The organism is Mycobacterium sp. ELW1, from assembly GCF_008329905.1.
Lineage (GTDB): Bacteria > Actinomycetota > Actinomycetes > Mycobacteriales > Mycobacteriaceae > Mycobacterium.
This window is the reverse complement of sequence record NZ_CP032155.1, coordinates 4,576,122-4,592,908: the sequence shown is the minus strand read 5'-3', so window position 1 is coordinate 4,592,908 and position 16,787 is coordinate 4,576,122. Positions and strand designations below refer to the sequence as shown.

17 protein-coding genes are annotated in these 16,787 nt (G+C 65.6%); 15 read left to right on the top strand and 2 right to left on the bottom strand.

The window, feature by feature from the left end; all coding sequences use genetic code 11:
- Positions 1 to 89 precede the first annotated feature (89 nt).
- From D3H54_RS21860 to D3H54_RS21795, 14 genes are all read left to right on the top strand, one after another.
- Positions 90 to 1,250 carry an alkane 1-monooxygenase gene (locus D3H54_RS21860; protein WP_286199312.1) on the top strand — a complete coding sequence of 387 codons (1,161 nt, stop codon included), beginning with the start codon at positions 90 to 92 and terminating at the stop codon, positions 1,248 to 1,250.
- Positions 1,247 to 1,420: a rubredoxin gene (locus D3H54_RS21855; RefSeq protein WP_149381113.1), complete on the top strand. Its 174-nt coding sequence runs from the start codon at positions 1,247 to 1,249 to the stop codon at positions 1,418 to 1,420. The genes D3H54_RS21860 and D3H54_RS21855 overlap by 4 nt, the downstream gene beginning before the upstream one ends.
- Complete coding sequence (locus D3H54_RS21850; protein WP_102808604.1) at positions 1,417 to 1,605, top strand: rubredoxin; 189 nt, start codon at positions 1,417 to 1,419, stop codon at positions 1,603 to 1,605. The genes D3H54_RS21855 and D3H54_RS21850 overlap by 4 nt, the downstream gene beginning before the upstream one ends.
- Positions 1,606 to 1,691: 86 nt before the next feature.
- The gene (locus tag D3H54_RS21845) at positions 1,692 to 2,234 is read left to right on the top strand and encodes a TetR family transcriptional regulator (RefSeq protein ID WP_286199311.1); all 543 of its coding nucleotides are present in this window, start codon (positions 1,692 to 1,694) and stop codon (positions 2,232 to 2,234) included.
- Positions 2,235 to 2,341: 107 nt separating this feature from the next.
- The gene (gene ahcY, locus D3H54_RS21840) at positions 2,342 to 3,802 is read left to right on the top strand and encodes an adenosylhomocysteinase (RefSeq protein WP_149381111.1); all 1,461 of its coding nucleotides are present in this window, start codon (positions 2,342 to 2,344) and stop codon (positions 3,800 to 3,802) included.
- Positions 3,803 to 3,818: 16 nt separating this feature from the next.
- A complete protein-coding gene (locus tag D3H54_RS21835) occupies positions 3,819 to 4,448 on the top strand; it encodes a dTMP kinase (protein ID WP_149381109.1) in 630 nt (209 codons plus the stop codon).
- A gap of 72 nt (positions 4,449 to 4,520) precedes the next feature.
- Positions 4,521 to 5,207: a two-component system response regulator MtrA gene (gene mtrA / locus D3H54_RS21830; RefSeq protein ID WP_071947075.1), complete on the top strand. Its 687-nt coding sequence runs from the start codon at positions 4,521 to 4,523 to the stop codon at positions 5,205 to 5,207.
- A gap of 22 nt (positions 5,208 to 5,229) precedes the next feature.
- Complete coding sequence (mtrB, locus tag D3H54_RS21825; protein WP_149381107.1) at positions 5,230 to 6,903, top strand: MtrAB system histidine kinase MtrB; 1,674 nt, start codon at positions 5,230 to 5,232, stop codon at positions 6,901 to 6,903.
- Positions 6,904 to 6,911: 8 nt separating this feature from the next.
- Complete coding sequence (gene lpqB, locus D3H54_RS21820) at positions 6,912 to 8,666, top strand: MtrAB system accessory lipoprotein LpqB (protein WP_210419758.1); 1,755 nt, start codon at positions 6,912 to 6,914, stop codon at positions 8,664 to 8,666.
- Positions 8,667 to 8,677: 11 nt separating this feature from the next.
- Positions 8,678 to 9,208: a VOC family protein gene (locus D3H54_RS21815; protein ID WP_149381103.1), complete on the top strand. Its 531-nt coding sequence runs from the start codon at positions 8,678 to 8,680 to the stop codon at positions 9,206 to 9,208.
- A gap of 81 nt (positions 9,209 to 9,289) precedes the next feature.
- Entirely contained in the window at positions 9,290 to 9,604 is a 315-nt protein-coding gene (locus D3H54_RS21810) for a WXG100 family type VII secretion target (RefSeq protein WP_168214938.1), read from the top strand.
- On the top strand, positions 9,597 to 9,887 hold the full coding sequence (locus tag D3H54_RS21805) for a WXG100 family type VII secretion target (protein WP_149381099.1): 291 nt from the start codon (positions 9,597 to 9,599) through the stop codon (positions 9,885 to 9,887). Before D3H54_RS21810 ends, D3H54_RS21805 begins: the two co-directional genes overlap by 8 nt.
- Positions 9,888 to 9,909: 22 nt before the next feature.
- Positions 9,910 to 12,633: a glycohydrolase toxin TNT-related protein gene (locus D3H54_RS21800; RefSeq protein ID WP_149381097.1), complete on the top strand. Its 2,724-nt coding sequence runs from the start codon at positions 9,910 to 9,912 to the stop codon at positions 12,631 to 12,633.
- Complete coding sequence (locus D3H54_RS21795; RefSeq protein WP_149381095.1) at positions 12,630 to 13,163, top strand: Imm61 family immunity protein; 534 nt, start codon at positions 12,630 to 12,632, stop codon at positions 13,161 to 13,163. Before D3H54_RS21800 ends, D3H54_RS21795 begins: the two co-directional genes overlap by 4 nt.
- A gap of 785 nt (positions 13,164 to 13,948) precedes the next feature.
- On the opposite strand, the gene D3H54_RS21790 is transcribed toward D3H54_RS21795, so the two are convergent.
- Complete coding sequence (locus D3H54_RS21790) at positions 13,949 to 15,178, bottom strand: HNH endonuclease signature motif containing protein (protein WP_149381092.1); 1,230 nt, start codon at positions 15,176 to 15,178, stop codon at positions 13,949 to 13,951.
- Between the two features lie 40 nt (positions 15,179 to 15,218).
- Positions 15,219 to 16,040: an alpha/beta fold hydrolase gene (locus D3H54_RS21785; RefSeq protein ID WP_149381090.1), complete on the bottom strand. Its 822-nt coding sequence runs from the start codon at positions 16,038 to 16,040 to the stop codon at positions 15,219 to 15,221.
- A 52-nt stretch (positions 16,041 to 16,092) separates the two neighbouring features.
- On the opposite strand from D3H54_RS21785, the gene D3H54_RS21780 reads away from it, so the two are divergent.
- A complete protein-coding gene (locus tag D3H54_RS21780) occupies positions 16,093 to 16,722 on the top strand; it encodes a ComF family protein (RefSeq protein ID WP_149381088.1) in 630 nt (209 codons plus the stop codon).
- Positions 16,723 to 16,787 lie beyond the last annotated feature (65 nt).

The following is a 16,787-nucleotide window of genomic DNA, read 5'->3' as shown; positions in this document are numbered from 1 at the left end:
AGGCAACTGTCGTGACGTCTCAACTGGACACCGCAGCCGGTGCCGCGCCGTCCGCGCGCTGGCGGGACAAGAAGCGGTACCTGTGGCTGATGGGCTTGATCGCACCGACCGCACTGTTCGTGGTGCTGCCGGTCATCTGGGGTCTGAACCAGCTCGGCTGGACCGCGGCGTCCCAGGTGTTTTTCTGGGTCGGCCCGTTCCTGATCTACGCGCTGCTGCCGGCGCTGGACCTGAAGTTCGGCCGCGACGGCCAGAACCCGCCGGACGAGCTGATGGAGTATCTGGAGAACGACAAGTACTACCGGTACTGCACGTACGCGTTCATCCCGTTCCAATTCCTCAGCCTGATCTTCGGCGCATACATGTTCACCGCGTCGGACCTCAGCTGGCTGGGCTACGAAGGCTCACTGAGCTGGTTCGCCAAGATCGGTCTGGCGCTGTCGGTCGGCGTGCTGGGCGGAACGGGCATCAACACCGCGCACGAACTCGGACACAAGAAGGACTCGCTGGAGCGATGGCTGTCGAAGATCACGCTGGCCCAGACCTGTTACGGCCACTTCTACATCGAGCACAACCGCGGCCATCACGTCCGCGTCGCCACCCCGGAGGATCCGGCGTCCGCGCGGTTCGGGGAGACGTTCTGGGAGTTCCTGCCGCGCAGCGTGTTTGGTAGCGCACGCTCGGCGGTCAAGCTCGAGGCAGCCCGCATTCGCCGGCTCGGCAAGAGCCCGTGGGATCCGCGTACCTGGCTGGGCAACGACGTTCTCAACGCCTGGCTGATGTCGGTGGTGCTGTTCGGTGCGCTGATCGCGGTGTTCGGCCCCGCGCTGATTCCGTTCCTGATCATCCAGGCGGTCTTCGGATTCGCGATGCTGGAATCGGTGAACTACCTGGAGCACTACGGTCTGCTGCGCCAGAAGAACGAGAACGGCCGCTACGAGCGGTGCTCGCCGCAGCACAGCTGGAACTCCGACCATCTGGTGACCAACCTGTTCCTGTATCACCTGCAGCGGCACAGCGACCACCACGCCAACCCGACCCGGCGCTACCAGACTCTGCGCAGTATGTCCGAGGCGCCCGAATTGCCAAGCGGCTACGCGACTTTGATCGGTGTGACGTACTTCCCGTGGGTATGGCGGCGGATGATGGACCACCGGGTCATCGAGCACTACGACGGCGACATCACCAAGGTGAACATCGACCCGCGCCGTCGGGCGAAGATCCTGGCCCGGTACGGGGTGCCCGCATGAGCGCCTACCAGTGCCCGATCTGTGACTACGTGTACGACGAAGCGAAAGGTGCTGCGCGGGAGGGTTTCCCACCCGGCACCGCCTGGACCGAGGTACCCGACGACTGGTGCTGCCCCGACTGCGGGGTGCGAGAGAAAATCGACTTCGAAGAGATAGGTGTCAAGCAGTGAGCGAGCAGGACTACAAGCTGTTTATCTGCGTGCAGTGCGGATTCGAGTACGACGAAGCCAAAGGCTGGCCGGAGGACGGCATCGCCCCGGGCACCCGATGGGACGACATCCCGGAGGACTGGAGCTGCCCGGACTGCGGCGCGGCGAAGTCGGACTTCGAGATGGTGGAAGTCGCGAGGCCGTGACCACTACTCTCGCGCATGTGAAGAGTCCTCGGGTGCCCTATCCCGAGGCCTCTCGCGCGCTGCTGCGGGACTCGGTCCTCGACGCGATGCGCGAGGAACTGCTGACCAAGGACTGGTCCGCGATCACCCTGTCCGACGTGGCGCGCACCGCCGGGGTCAGCCGCCAGACCATCTACAACGAGTTCGGCTCCCGGCAAGGTCTGGCGCAGGGATACGCGATCCGGCTGGCCGACCGCCTGGTGGACGCGATCGGAGCCGCGATCAGCTCCAACGTCGGCGACGTGCTGGCCGCCTTCACCGAAGGCTTCCGGGTGTTCTTCACCGAATCGGCCGCCGACCCGCTGGTGATCTCGTTGCTGACCGGCGTCGCCAAACCCGACTTGCTGCAGATGATCACCACCGACAGCGCGCCGATCATCACCCGTGCCTCGGCCAAGCTCACCGAGGCCTTCATGAACAGCTGGGTCAGCGCCAGCGAGGCCGACTCCGGGGTGCTGGCCCGCGCGATCGTGCGCCTCGCGCTGAGCTACGTGTCGATGCCGCCCGAGGCCGACCACGATGTGGCCTTAGACCTGGCCCGATTGATGACGCCGTTCGCCGAACGCTACGGTGTAGTCGATATTCCTTAGCTGTCAGAGCGCGTGAAGCGCCTGTCCCGCGAGCCCGCAGGCTGAGGGTGTCGCCAGCGCGCGTATCGCGCGCTCACCGGCAAATGACGAACGAAAAGGGGCTCTACATGTCTGAACTGACCGTCGATGTGCGCAACGGCATCGACTTCAAGGTCGCCGACCTGTCGCTGGCTGAATTCGGCCGCAAGGAGATCCGGCTGGCCGAACACGAGATGCCCGGCCTGATGGCGCTGCGCCGCGAATACCACGACGTCCAGCCGCTCAAGGGTGCGCGGATCTCGGGTTCGCTGCACATGACCGTGCAGACCGCGGTGCTGATCGAGACGCTGGTTGCTCTCGGTGCTGAGGTCCGCTGGGCCAGCTGCAACATCTTCTCCACCCAGGATCACGCGGCCGCGGCCACCGTCGTCGGCCCGCACGGAACCGTCGACGAGCCCAAGGGCGTCCCGATCTTCGCCTGGAAGGGCGAGACGCTGGAGGAGTACTGGTGGGCCGCCGAGCAGATGCTCACCTGGCCCGGCGAGCCGGCGAACATGATCCTCGACGACGGCGGCGACGCCACCATGCTGGTGCTGCGCGGCGCGCAGTTCGAGAAGGCCGGTGTGGTGCCCCCCACCGAGGAAGACGCCTCCGACGAGTGGAAGGTCTTCATGGCGCTGGTCCGTGCGCGCTTCGAGACCGAGAAGGACAAGTGGACCAAGATTGCCGAGTCGGTTCAGGGCGTGACCGAGGAGACCACCACCGGTGTGCTGCGGCTGTACCAGTTCGCCGCCGCCGGTGAACTCGCGTTCCCGGCCATCAACGTCAACGACTCGGTCACCAAGAGCAAGTTCGACAACAAGTACGGCACCCGGCACTCGCTGATCGACGGCATCAACCGCGGCACCGACGTGCTGATCGGCGGCAAGGCGGCCCTGGTGTGTGGCTACGGTGACGTCGGCAAGGGCTGCGCCGAGGCGCTCAAGGCTCAGGGCGCCCGCGTCGCGGTCACCGAGATCGACCCGATCAACGCGCTGCAGGCGCTGATGGACGGCTTCGAGGTCAAGTCGGTCGAAGAGGCGATCGGCTGGGCGGACATCGTCATCACCGCGACCGGCAATCAGGGCATCATCACCCTCGAACACATGAAGGCGATGAAGCACCAGGCGATCCTGGGCAACATCGGTCACTTCGACGACGAGATCGAGATGGCGCGTCTCGAGCGCTCGGGCGCCACCCGCATCAACATCAAGCCGCAGGTCGACGAGTGGGTCTTCGGAGACTCCGGCAAGTCGATCATCGTGCTCTCCGAGGGCCGGCTGCTGAACCTGGGTAACGCGACGGGCCACCCGTCGTTCGTGATGAGCAACAGCTTCTCCAACCAGGTGATCGCCCAGATCGAGCTGTGGACCAAGAACGACGAGTACGACAACGAGGTCTACCGGCTGGCCAAGCATCTGGACGAGAAGGTGGCCCGGATCCACGTCGAGGCTCTCGGCGGCACGTTGACCAAGCTCACCAAGGAGCAGGCGGAGTACATCGGCGTCGACGTCGAAGGCCCGTACAAGCCGGAGCATTACCGCTACTGAGCGTTAGGCTCCCGGCGTGCTCATCGTCATCGAGGGACTCGACGGCGCAGGCAAGCGCACTCTGACCCACGGTCTGCAGCGCGCGTTCGAAGCGGGTGGAAGGTCGGTCACCACACTGGCCTTCCCCCGCTACGGCCAGTCGATCCATGCGGACCTCGCCAGCGAGGCGCTGCACGGTCAGCATGGCGACCTGGCCTCGTCGGTGTATGCGATGGCGACGCTGTTCGCCCTCGACCGGGCCGGGGCGATCGATCAGATCGCCGATCTCCGTCGTCGACACGATGTGGTGATCCTCGATCGCTACGTCGCCTCCAACGCGGCGTACAGCGCGGCCCGTCTGCACCAGGACGCCTCGGGTGAGGCGGTCTCGTGGGTGGGCGAACTCGAGTACGGCCGGTTCGCCCTGCCCACACCCGATCGGCAGATCCTGCTCGACGCCTCGGTCGAGTTGGCCGCCGAGCGGGCCAGGCACCGGGCTCAGCAGGAGGTCGACCGGGCCCGGGACGCCTACGAGCGCGACGACGGACTGCAGCGCCGGACCGGCACGGTATACGCCGAACTGGGTGCCGCTAACTGGGGTGGGCCCTGGTCGATCGTCGCCCCGGACGTCGATCCGGCGGCGTTGGCGGCCTCGCTGCTCGGTTAGAGGACCCCACGCAGCGGAAATGTCGCAACTCGCCCGTGTGGTAGCCGGGGTTTGTCGCAATTCGGTGACACCATGGACACCATGAGGCAAAGGATTCTCGTAGTCGACGACGACCCATCGCTGGCCGAGATGCTCACCATCGTGTTGCGTGGCGAGGGTTTCGACACCGCGGTCATCGGCGACGGCTCGCAGGCGCTGACGGCTGTGCGTGAGCTCCGCCCCGATCTGGTGTTGCTGGACCTCATGTTGCCCGGCATGAACGGCATCGATGTGTGCCGGGTGCTGCGCGCGGACTCCGGCGTGCCGATCGTCATGCTCACCGCCAAGACCGACACGGTCGATGTGGTGTTGGGCCTGGAGTCGGGCGCCGACGACTACGTGATGAAGCCGTTCAAACCCAAGGAGCTGGTGGCGCGCGTGCGTGCCCGGCTGCGGCGCAACGAGGACGAGCCGGCCGAGATGCTCTCGATCGCCGACATCGACATCGACGTGCCTGCGCACAAGGTCACTCGGGAGGGCGAGCAGATTTCGCTGACGCCGCTGGAGTTCGACCTGCTGGTGGCGCTGGCACGTAAACCACGCCAGGTGTTTACTCGAGATGTGCTGCTCGAACAGGTGTGGGGATATCGCCACCCCGCCGACACCCGTTTGGTGAACGTGCATGTCCAGCGGTTGCGGGCGAAGGTCGAGAAGGACCCGGAGAACCCGCAGGTGGTGCTGACCGTTCGAGGAGTGGGTTACAAGGCCGGACCGCCGTGATGCGCGCGGAGGAGCGCCGCAGGTGATGTTCGGCTCGAGGCGGCGCATCCGCGGTCCGTGGGGACGATCGGGTCCCCTGGTTCGGGGTACGAGTGCGCTGAGTCGAGCACTGGGGTTGATCTGGCGCCGGTCGCTGCAGTTGCGGGTGGTTGTGCTGACGTTGGGTCTGTCGGCAGCCGTCATCGTCGCGCTCGGCTTCGTGCTCACCAGCCAGATCACCAACCGGGTGCTCGACGTCAAGGTCCACGCGGCGACCGAGGAACTGGATCGGGCGCGCAACACGGTCAGCGGAACGGTCAGTGGTGAAGAGGCGCGGTCTCTGGACAGCAGCCTGCAGCTGGCCCGAAACACGCTGATCTCCAAGACCGGCCAGTCGTCCGGTGCGGCGTTGGCCGGCACGTTCGACGCGGTGTTGATGGTCCCCGGCGACGGACCGCGGGCGGCCACCGCCGCGGGACCGGTAGACCAGATCCCGAAATCGTTGCGCGACTTCGTCAAAGCCGGCCAGGTCAGCTACCAGTACTCGACGGTGCGCACCGAGGGCTTCACCGGTCCGGCGCTGCTGATCGGCACGCCGACGCCGTCGCGTGTGCCGAATCTCGAGACGTACCTGATCTTCCCGCTGAACAGCGAGGAGAACACGATCACCCTGGTGCGCGGCACGATGGCCACCGGTGGACTGGTACTGCTGGTCCTGCTGGCCGGGATCGCATTACTGGTGTCGCGGCAGGTGGTCCTGCCGGTGCGCTCGGCATCGCGGATCGCCGAACGCTTTGCCGAGGGGCATCTGTCGGAGCGGATGCCGGTGCGCGGCGAGGACGACATGGCCCGGCTGGCGGTGTCCTTCAACGACATGGCCGAAAGCCTGCAGCGCCAGATCACCAATCTCGAGGAGTTCGGCAATCTGCAGCGCCGGTTCACCTCGGACGTCAGCCATGAACTGCGTACGCCGTTGACCACGGTGCGGATGGCAGCAGACCTGATTCACGACCACTCCGAGGAACTGGATCCGGCACTGCGCCGGTCCACCGAATTGATGGTCAACGAGCTCGACCGCTTCGAAACCCTGCTCAACGATCTACTCGAGATCTCCCGCCACGACGCCGGCGTCGCCGAACTCTCGGTCGAGGCAGTCGATTTGCGCTCCACGGTCAACAGCGCGCTCGGCAACGTCGGGCATCTGGCCGACGAGGCCGGGATTGAACTGATGGTCAACCTGCCGGACAGTGAGGTCATCGCCGAGGTCGATGCCCGCCGCGTCGAGCGGATCCTGCGCAACCTGATCGCCAACGCGATCGATCATGCCGAGCACAAGCCGGTTCACATCCGGATGGCCGCCGACGAGGACACCGTCGCCGTCACCGTCCGCGACTTCGGTGTCGGCCTGCGCCCGGGCGAGGAGAAGCTGGTGTTCAGCCGGTTCTGGCGTTCGGACCCGTCACGTGTGCGTCGTTCCGGCGGAACGGGACTGGGCCTGGCGATCAGCATCGAGGATGCCAGGCTGCACCAGGGCCGGCTCGAGGCGTGGGGCGAACCCGGCAAGGGTGCCTGCTTCCGGCTGACCCTTCCGTTGGTGCGTGGCCACAAGGTCACCACCAGTCCATTACCGCTCAAACCCGTTGCCGCAGAACGCCAGGATGGCCGCAAGGACTCGCGCCAGGTTCGGCAGCGGGAACCGGCGGGGGAGAGCGTGTGACACGCCGGCTGCTGGCCCTCGTGCTCGCCGGGCTGGTCGCGGTGTTGGGCGGCGGATGTGCCGGGGTGCCGAATTCCTCTGCGCCGCAAGCGATCGGGACCGTCGAACGGCCCCAGCCCAAGAGCCTGCCCAAGCCGACCCCCGGGATGGATCCCGACCAGCTGCTGCGGGAGTTCCTCAAGGCCACCGCCGACCCGGCGAACCGGCATCTGGCGGCGCGACAGTTCCTCACCGCTTCGGCCTCCAGCGGCTGGGACGACCAGGGCAGTGCGCTGCTGATCGACAATGTCGTGTTCGTCGAAACCCGCTCCACTGAACGGGTTGCGGTGACGATGAAGGCCGACATGCTCGGGTCGCTGTCCGACGTGGGCGTCTTCGAGACAGCCGAGGGGCAATTGCCCGATCCGGGTCCGCTGGAGTTGGTCCAGACGCCGGACGGGTGGCGGATCAACAAGTTGCCCAACGGCGTCTTCCTGGACTGGCAGCAATTCCAGGCCACCTACAAGCGCAACACCTTGTATTTCGTCGACCCGACCGGCAAAACCGTGGTTCCCGATCCGCGTTACGTGGCGGTGTCCGACGCCGACCAGCTGGCCACCGAACTGATCACCAAGTTGATCGCCGGGCCCCGCCCGGAGATGGCCCGCACGGTGCGCAACCTGCTGGGGCCGGTGAAGATGATGGGTCCGGTGACCCGCGCCGACGGTGGCAAGACGGGCATCGGTCGCGGCTACGGCGGCGCGAAGGTCGAATTGGAGAACCTGACCACCACCGATCCGCACAGCCGGCAACTGCTTGCCGCCCAGATCATTTGGACGCTGGCGCGGGCCGACATCAAGGGCCCGTACGTGATCAACGCCGACGGCGCGGCTCTCGACGACCGGTTCGCCGACGGTTGGGACACCACCGATGTGGCGGCCACCGATCCGGGTGCGGTCGACGGTGCCGCGGCCGGTGTGCACGCGCTGATCCGCGGATCGCTGGTGTCGCTGGACGGACAGCGGGCCACGCCGCTGCCCGGATCGTTCGGCCAGATGAACGATCAGGTGTCGGCGGCGCTGTCGCGGACCGGCCAGGCGATCGCCTCGGTGACGGTGCAGCGGCCCGGTGCGCCGGACATGGCCTCCTCGGTGTGGATCGGCCCGAACGGTGGAGTGGCGGCGAAAGCCACCGATGCGAGGTCGTTGACGCGACCGTCCTGGGCGCTGGACGACGCCGTGTGGGTGGTGGTGGACGGTAACAGTGTCGTGCGGGTGATCCAGGAGCAGGCGTCCGGGCAGCCCGCGCGGATACCGGTGGACTCCGCGGCCGTGGTGTCCCAATTCCCCGGTGCGATAGCCGAATTGCAGCTCTCCCGAGACAGCACTCGGGCCGCGATGGTGGTCAACGGCCAAGTGGTGCTGGCCAATGTGGAGCAGACTCCGGCAGGCGAGTTCGCGTTGACCTATCCGCGTCGGCTCGGCTTCGGACTGGGGTCGTCGGTGGTGTCGCTGTCGTGGCGCACCGGTGACGACATCGTGGTCACCCGAACCGATGCCGCTCATCCGGTGTCATACGTGAACATCGACGGGGTGAACTCCGACGGGCCGAGCGGCAACATCGTGATGCCGGTGACCGCGGTCGCGGCCAACCCGGCGGCGGTGTATGTATCCGACAGTCGCGGAGTGCTGCAGCTGTCGGGTAACAGCGCCGAGAACAGTCAATCCTGGTCGGATGTACGGCCTTTCCTGACGCCCGGCGCGGTGCCGGTGCTGCCCGGCTGAGAGGAGATCTGGTGCCTGGACCCGTGCTGCCCGGAGTGATCCGCCAAATCGGTTACATCGTGCAGGATTTCGACGCCGCACTCGCGACCTGGCTGGACCTCGGTGTCGGCCCGTTCTATGTGCTGCGAGGTATCGAGCAGACCGGGATCTATCGCGGCGAGCCGTGCACGGTGAAGCTGACACTGGGACTGGCCAACAGCGGGGACCTACAGATCGAGGTCATTCACCAGGACAACGATGTGCCGTCGATCTACTCGGAGTTCACCTCGGCGGGTGGGGATGGATTCCACCAACTGGCCTACTGGGCCGAGGACTACGACGCCGCGCTCGCGGCCGGGCAGGCCGCGGGATGGCCGGTGGTGTGGTCGGGTGGCGAGCCGGGCACGGCCCGCTATGCCTACTTCGAACCCCCGCCCGGGACGGCAGCGACGATCATCGAGTTGATGGAGCTCACCCCGGCGACGATCGGGATGGGTGAACTGGTGCGAAAGGCGGCGGTGGACTGGGACGGCAGCGAGCCGATCCGGACCCTGTTCGGGTAGCGGCATCTGCTGCTTTCCGGGCTTCAGCTGCTGTTCAGGGGTGAATTGTGGAGGCGCTGTCAAGCCAGTAGCGTTTGCTCTGTGAGTGGCGACGGCGGCGTGTTGAAGGTGGACCCTGCAGTCCTGCGGGCTGCTTGTGAGGCGTTGACCGCAGGAGCGCAGCATCTGCAGGCCGGCCTGCATGATCTGGACAGCGAGGCCCAGCAGGTACTGGGAACCTGGGAGGGTTCCGCAGGCGGAGCGTATGGCGCCGCCTGGCGGCAGTGGCACGACGGATCGCTGAAAGTGCAGCAGGCGCTGGCGGCCATCGCGGAGCGACTGGGTCAAACGGGCCAAGCATTCGAGGCCCACGAGCAGGCGTCGGCATCACAGTTGCGAGGAGTTCACCGTGGCTGACGCGTTCGCGGTCGATCTGGACCGGCTGGCCGACATCGTCGAGCGCATGGCGTCCTACCAGACGGTGGTCGACTCGATGCTCGAAGAGTGCGACGCCGTCGTGGCCAATCTGCATGCGCAGTGGGACGGGGTTGCCAGCGAATCCCATGCCGCCGTCCACAAACAGTGGAAGGAGGGGGCCGACATGATGCGAAATGCGCTGGCGCAGTTGCGCTCGGCGGGGACCCATGCCCACACCTCCTACAGTGGCGCGGTCGAGGCGAACCTGAAAATCTGGGGCTAGCCGGTGTCCGCGGTGAGTCGCCATGGGTGAGCCGTTGCGGGTGGATCCGCCGGCGCTGTCGGGTGCGGGCTCGGCCGTGGCCGGCCTCAGCGAGGGTCTCACCGCCGCAGTCGGCGCGCTGACCGGGTCGTACAACGCGAACACAGGTCAGGATGCCGCGGGAACCGCTTTCGGATTCGCGTATCAGGATTCCGCCAGTGCGTTGGTCGACGCCGTCGGTAAGGGCGTCAACGCCCTGCGGCACATCGGGTATCTGATTCAGGGCTCCGCGACCAATTATTCTCGCGCGGAGGCCGCGGCGGACATCGGCGGTGGGGCTGCACCGTTGCCCGCGCCAGTAGCTCCGCCGGTGTACTCGGCGCCGGGCGGCGATCCAGATGTCAACGGGCCCGGCCAAACTCCGCCGGTGTTGTGGTACCTGGTCGAGTTTCTCGTCGGTGACTGGTGGCCGAATGGTGAGCCGACCGAGCTGAGAGCGGCCGCTGCCGCGTGGGCGGTGTTCGCCACACCGCTGTACGGCGTGTCTGCGGCGAACTCGGGTGCGTATGCCGCCATCGATGCGCAGCAGATGCCCGACAAGGAGCCGATGAAGACGGCGGTGCGGGATGTCGGCACTGCGATGTCGTCGCTGGCCGGCGAGGCGCAAAAGCTGTCGAACCAACTGAGCAGCTTCGCAACCGATGTCGAGACGACTCAGAACGCGATCCGCGATCTATTGAACAAGCTCAAGGACGTGGTGGGCTCGGTCATCGATCAAGGGATCATGGGCACTGTCTTCGAGCTGATCACGGGCGACGCCGAAGAGAAGATTCAAGAGGTCGCAGACGACATCAAAGCCGTCATCGCCAACCACAAACGGCAGTCCGCGGCACGGAAGGAATTGCTCGCGCAGCTGAACAACAGCATCAAGAACTACACGCGCGCAATGGAAATCGTCATGCGCGTAGAACTGGTCAACTATCTCGGCGAGGATGCGGGCCGGATCGCGGCCAACGTCAACGACGCATTCACCGACGCAACGACCGGTGCCTCACTCAGCGCGATCAACACCGTGGGCGGTCTCGTGACGGCATTCGATCCGCTCGGTGATCCGAAAGGAACGTTGGCGACTCTCGAGGGTTTGGGCAAGATGGCCGAGATCCTCAATCCGGCGACTGCCCCGATGGCCTTCGCGAAGGATCCCGAGGGTTCCATCGACATGGTCAAGAATCTCACGCATTTTGACGAGATCTTCACCAGTGATCGGCCTTTCCTCGGTATAGGTGCCCTGGGCTTTGACGTCGGAACGGCGGTGATACCCGGTGGTGCGGGGGTCAAAGCGGCCGGTGGTGCGCGTGCCGCCGAGGGCGCGGCTGCGCGTGCTGAGGTCAATGCGACCGAACGGGCCGTGGGAGAAGCCGGTGGGATTGCCTCGGCGACAACGGGATTGCGCGGCGTTTCGCGTGAGATAGAGGGCGTCACCGGGAAACTCGACGACCTGAACAAGACCGGTCTCGATGCTGGCAAGCCGCCATCCGGAAGCCCTGGCCCGCTGCCGAAGCCAGCCGAGCCTGGTGCGCCTGGCCCTCGTGAGCCCGCGCCCGCGCCAGCAGGTGGGAAGCCGACATCCGCTCCGCCGTCGGGTGACCCTGTGACTCCTCCGGTGACCCACACACCCGAAACGCACACCCCGGATGTTGCGCCGGCGCCGAAGGCCGAAGCGCCCTCTGCGCCAGTGGCTTCGGAGACAGCACCCGCTGCCGCGAGCGCTCCGTCTGCTGGGGCTGCGGGCGCTGCGGAGTCCGCTCCGGCGAGTGCTCCCGCGGCGGGCTCGATGGGTGGCGCCAGCAGTCACACGCCTGAAGGGCTGCCCGCGGCGGCGGGTGCTGCGGACGACCGAGTGCCGGTTTCGGTTGGTGCACACGGCGCCGAAGGCGCGGCCGACGGCGCCGGGCATGGGCCGCACCCGGGTGCGGGCGACGGCGGCGGTGGTTCTCACGGCGGGTCCGGTGATCACGGAGGCGGTAGCCATGAGAACGGTACGCACGGCGGCCACGGGTCTCTCGATGGGCACAACGGTCCAGATGGTCACGATCATGGGGCGGGACCCCCTCACGGCGGCGATTCTCCCGCGGGTCGCGACCTCATTCGCGCTCACGAACCGGGGGAGCACTGGCGTCCGGTCGATAACGGACCAGACAACCCTCACTACGGTGAACCACTTGACCGCCCCGGAGACTCCCCGGAGCCAGGGCCTATCACGGACGTAAACCGCGATACGTGGCGCCTTTTCGAGCACCCCGACGAGCTCTACGGTCACGACGCGCATGGCAATCCCCTGACAAAAGAGGAATATGATGCGCGGTACCGCGAGGTGCAAGACAGCGGCGAGGTTTACGACAAGTATCCTCCGAATGCGGGTGCTGTCCCTGACACCCGATTGCGGTTCGATTCGATTAGAGCGGTGATTGAGCACTTCGGATCAAAGCTCGATCGCGTTGGATGGCCGGGCGGTGAATACCTTGGCATTATGGAGCATGGAGTGCCGGCTCCCTTCGAGGCGAGGGGACTACCGATGAGCTCGCTCGAGAAGCCCTACTACCAATACAGCTTGACTGGCACATTGCCGGAGAAATGGTCAGTCGAAATATCTGAAATCGCTCCCGCATTCGGCCGGGATGGTGGCGGAATGCAGCTAGTGGTCCTGGACGAATTTGGTGAACCCGTTAGCGTTGAAATGTTAAAGCTGAAGAAGGTGATTGAATGACAATTCCGGCAATGCCAGACGATCTTATCGCGTGGGCCCGCCTAGCAGGCATGTCGTATTCCGAGTCTGAATCGACCTCCGCCGCTGTCTTTTCAAACGGCGGGGGCGAGTACCGCTATTACGTGCGTCGAAGCGTCGATGAGCCGGGCTGGGTGACCGTGACGAAGGCTTCGCGCGCGGACCCGGAGCGGTTTCTGTATACAGCGAGCGACTTAGCCATCGTCGAAAAGTATTTCTGGGCAACCTTCGGAGCGGATATTCGATCGGTGCAGCGCCAGTCATTTCTTGCTTTTCCAACCGAACCTGAGGATCTGTCTGAGGGGTTTTCTCTGCGAAGGCCATCTGAAGGCGTGCTGTTGCTGGCAGATCCTAGCGGCGACGCAATCGTCCGGGCCCGGGACGGTGTGGTGTACGAGACAATGTTGGTAATGATGTCGTACTGGCTCAAATTTTCCGTTGCAGAGCTTAGAGCTGCCTTTTTGGACCCGTCGGGGCACCCATTGTTCCCGATCAAATCGCATGGGACCTGAGTCGCTGCCGCAGGAGGTTGAACGAGGACGTCGCCCGGGGATATGCCTGGATGACCCGGTGGCCTATCAGACAGGGAGGATTCGAGAATGAATTGCTCGACCGACTTCAGCTTCGAGCGTGAAGTCCGGCCCGCTGAGCGGGCGCGAGATCCGTTCGCGCTCCAACCCTTTCCCGATATGCGACAGGTGGCTCGCTGAGTGAGACGCTCTCCCGATCTTGATACGCCTGATTTGATCACGGCGTGGCTACTTGGTCATCTGACCAAAGGTGAGGGGATGAGGCGCCCGTACCACCGAAAGTTCGAAAACGGCGGCTGCTCGCCGAAGTTCTCGTTGCGGAACTGGCGCACTGACCCTGTGGCGACGCTTGGTGCAGGCTTGAGCACTCTCTGCCGACCCGTCCTCGGTACAGATACGGGCGTGATAATCCAGATGGCAGCCAGCTCCATCAGGGTCTCGGCCAATCTGTGCCTTCCGGATCGGCCGCCTAGTGAATACCTGGTGCAAATTCTCGGTAGGCCAGTCAACTATGTGGGCGACTCACCGGAAGTTGTCATAGAGTTGTTGCGTGGATTTGACGCGCCGCCATCGCCTTTCGCGGCAACCGAGCTCATCGAAGTCGGTTTTCCAGGCCATGAGCAAGATGAGCTCACGTACGTAGGCTGTTGGCAGTGGGGCGTGCATGGCGAGGCCCGAGGATCGGAGTTCGTCGCCCGGGCTGCAGCGGCAACGCTCGCTGCGATCGAAGAGGCCAGTTCTAAAGACCCCGCTTGGCAAACGCCAACCTAGTTATCCGGTGGCGCCTTCGGTTCGAAGGGTTGGTACCACTTCCATTGGGCGCGTTCGCCGGTCGGTCCGGGACACGGTGGGACAACGGGTGGTGGGTGGTTCTGTGGTCGGGCGAGTGAGGCTGATGTGAGGGGTTCGCCGTCGCTGTCGGTGACGGTGAGTTGGTGGGCGGGTCCGGAGATGGTGATGTCGCCGTGGTGGTGTGCTCGGTGGTGATAGGGGCACAGCAACACGAGGTTGTGCATTTCGGTGGGGCCGCCGTCTTCCCAGTGCTGAATGTGGTGAGCATGTAGGCCACGGGTGGCGCTGCAGCCGGGCACCGCGCAGGTGGCGTCGCGGTGTTCGAGGGCACGGCGAAGCCGCCGATTGATGGTTCGGGTGGTGCGGCCGGCGCCGAGGGGTTGGCCGTCGCGTTCGAACCACGCTTCGCAGGTGGCATCGCAGGTCAGATAGTGGCGATCGGCATCCGAGAGTAGTGGGCCCAGATGCAGTTCCCCGATGCGCTTGTCGACGTCGACGTGGACCACCACGGTGGTGCGCTGCCCGTGCGGCCGGCGAGCCACGTCGGTGTCCCAGCCGGCTTCCACCAGGCTCATAAACGCATCGGTGGTGTTCGGCAGCGGGGGCGCGTTGTCGGCAGAGTCGGCGTCGTGATCGCGTTTCCAGTCGGCGATCAGCGCATCGAGGTGCGATTGCAGTGCGGCGTCGACGGTGGCTGCTTCGCTGTGCGGAAGGGTGATCTTCCAGGTGGTGGATTCGTCGCCGACGGTCTTGCGTATCGAGCGTGGCGGGTCGGGTTGGGGGCCAGGTTTGGGCGGCCGGGGTTCGAGCTTGATGGCTGTGCGCAGCTGGCTGACGGTCGCGGCCGTGGCCAGCTGTGCGTAGTGCTCATCGGAGCCGTCGGCGGCTCGTTCGGCGATGACGCCGACCTGATCCAGCGACAACCGGCCTTCCAGCAGGCCTTGGGTGCATCGGGGAAACTCGGCAAATCGGTGCGCGACAGCGGAAATGGCGTTGGCGTTGGAGGGTGAGGTGCCCAGTTTCCAGGCCACCACGGCGGCGACGGAGCGCGCTCCGGTCATGCCGCAGAGGTCGTCGTTATCCAGTTCGGCGACAAGTTTCACGATGCGGCCGTCGATCGCATTACGCTGACCGGCCAGCTCCGCCAGCTCCTCGAACACCACCTCGAGGCGCTCCTTCGGGCTGAGCGCGGCGGTCGAGGACATGACAACATCATCGCAGCAGGGTCCGACAAAAACGGACCGCTCAAAGGTGGGCCAAGACCCGCTCCGCGAACACCTCCGGATGCTCCCGGTGCATGAAATGCCCACCTGGAACTTCCTCAATGACATAGTCGCTCAGGAACTTCCGCGCAGCCCGACGATAGTCCGACAATTCGGCTACCGGATCGTCGAGTCCGGCGAAGACGGTGGTGGGCACCGTGATGCGCGCCCTCAGAGACGCGGACGGTAGCGGTGAAAGCTTGCGGTAGTAGCCGAAGGCCGCGTCCAGGCTGCCCGGGCTGGCGAAACACTCCCGCACGGCGTCGAACTCCGAGGCGGGAGGGCTCCACGTCGGCGACCATCGCCGATAGATCGCGGGCAACGCCGCAAAATCATTGCGGGCGAACCGTTTCGCCGCGCCCGGCAGCTTGTACGCAGCGAAATGTCGCGCGCCCCAGAGCTTCCTCGGCGTCGGCACAAGGGTCGCAGGATGGGGGATCGCCACCGTGATCAGCTTGCTAACCCGCTCCGGTCCGAGCGCCGCCGCGCCGTAGGCGGCCGAAGCGCCCCAGTCGTGCCCGATCAATACCGCCTCGGAGGCACCCAAAGCAGAGATCAACGCAAGAACATCACGAGCCAAAGTTTCTTGAGACGGGTCACTGTCCGGCACCTCGGTCGGGTGATATCCGCGCATGAACGGGCTCACGGCCCGATAACCGCGATCGGCGATTCGCGGACGCAAGTCGTCCCAGGTGTGTGCGGTGTCGGGAAAGCCGTGCAGCATCAGCACGAGGGGCCCGGAGCCCTCCTCGATATAGGCGAACCGAAGTCCATTTGCGTTGGCGAAACCCATCGCGCCGGCCATGACCTGTGGACAGTACTCCGACTGCTGGGCTTCGACGCGTCACACTCAGGCCATGCTCGACCTCATCCTCCCGCTGGAATGCGGAGGCTGCGGCGCGCCCTCGACCAAGTGGTGCGACGCCTGCGCCAACACCCTCAAGGTCCACACCGACGAACCGCAGCTCGTCACCCCGCGCACCGACCCCGGCGTGCCGGTCTTCGCTCTCGGCCGCTACGCCGGCCCCCGACGGCGGGCCATCGTCGCGCTCAAAGAGCACGGGCGTCGCGACCTCGTCGCCCCACTGGCCCGCGCCCTCGCTCTGGGCATCCATCACCTCGCAACCTGGGGCATCCTCGACACTCCGTTCACCATCGTCCCGGCGCCCACCCGCGCCTTGGCCGCTCGCCGCCGCGGCGGTGATCCCGTGCTTCGCATCGCCACGCACGCCACCCGAGAAAACTTCGACATCACCGTCATCCGGGCACTGAGGACCCGGGCGATGGTCCGCGACTCCGTCGGCCTCACGATCGCCGACCGTGAACGCAACCTGGCCGGCCGGATCAAGCTGACCAAACCCGTGACGGGTGACGTCCTGGTTGTCGACGACATCGTCACCACCGGCGCCACCGCCCGCGAGGCGGTCCGGACGCTCCAAGAATTCGGCGTGAATGTAACGGCTGTACTCGCCCTGGCGCACGCCTGACCTGGGCGGGTGACGATCGGTGTAACGGGGGTCGAAAGACTTCGAAACAGGTGGGCCAAAAAGGT

Excerpts from the sequence above, each read along its gene's own strand:
- D3H54_RS21860 (WP_286199312.1), top strand. The coding sequence starts at position 90 with ATGGGCTTGATCGCACCGACCGCACTGTTCGTGGTGCTGCCGGTCATC.
- D3H54_RS21855 (WP_149381113.1), top strand. The coding sequence starts at position 1,247 with ATGAGCGCCTACCAGTGCCCGATCTGTGACTACGTGTACGACGAAGCG.
- D3H54_RS21845 (WP_286199311.1), top strand. The coding sequence starts at position 1,692 with ATGCGCGAGGAACTGCTGACCAAGGACTGGTCCGCGATCACCCTGTCC.
- ahcY (WP_149381111.1), top strand. The coding sequence starts at position 2,342 with ATGTCTGAACTGACCGTCGATGTGCGCAACGGCATCGACTTCAAGGTC.
- mtrA (WP_071947075.1), top strand. The coding sequence starts at position 4,521 with ATGGACACCATGAGGCAAAGGATTCTCGTAGTCGACGACGACCCATCG.
- D3H54_RS21800 (WP_149381097.1), top strand. The coding sequence starts at position 9,910 with ATGGGTGAGCCGTTGCGGGTGGATCCGCCGGCGCTGTCGGGTGCGGGC.
- D3H54_RS21795 (WP_149381095.1), top strand. The coding sequence starts at position 12,630 with ATGACAATTCCGGCAATGCCAGACGATCTTATCGCGTGGGCCCGCCTA.
- D3H54_RS21790 (WP_149381092.1), bottom strand. The coding sequence starts at position 15,178 with ATGTCCTCGACCGCCGCGCTCAGCCCGAAGGAGCGCCTCGAGGTGGTG.
- D3H54_RS21785 (WP_149381090.1), bottom strand. The coding sequence starts at position 16,040 with ATGGCCGGCGCGATGGGTTTCGCCAACGCAAATGGACTTCGGTTCGCC.
- D3H54_RS21780 (WP_149381088.1), top strand. The coding sequence starts at position 16,093 with ATGCTCGACCTCATCCTCCCGCTGGAATGCGGAGGCTGCGGCGCGCCC.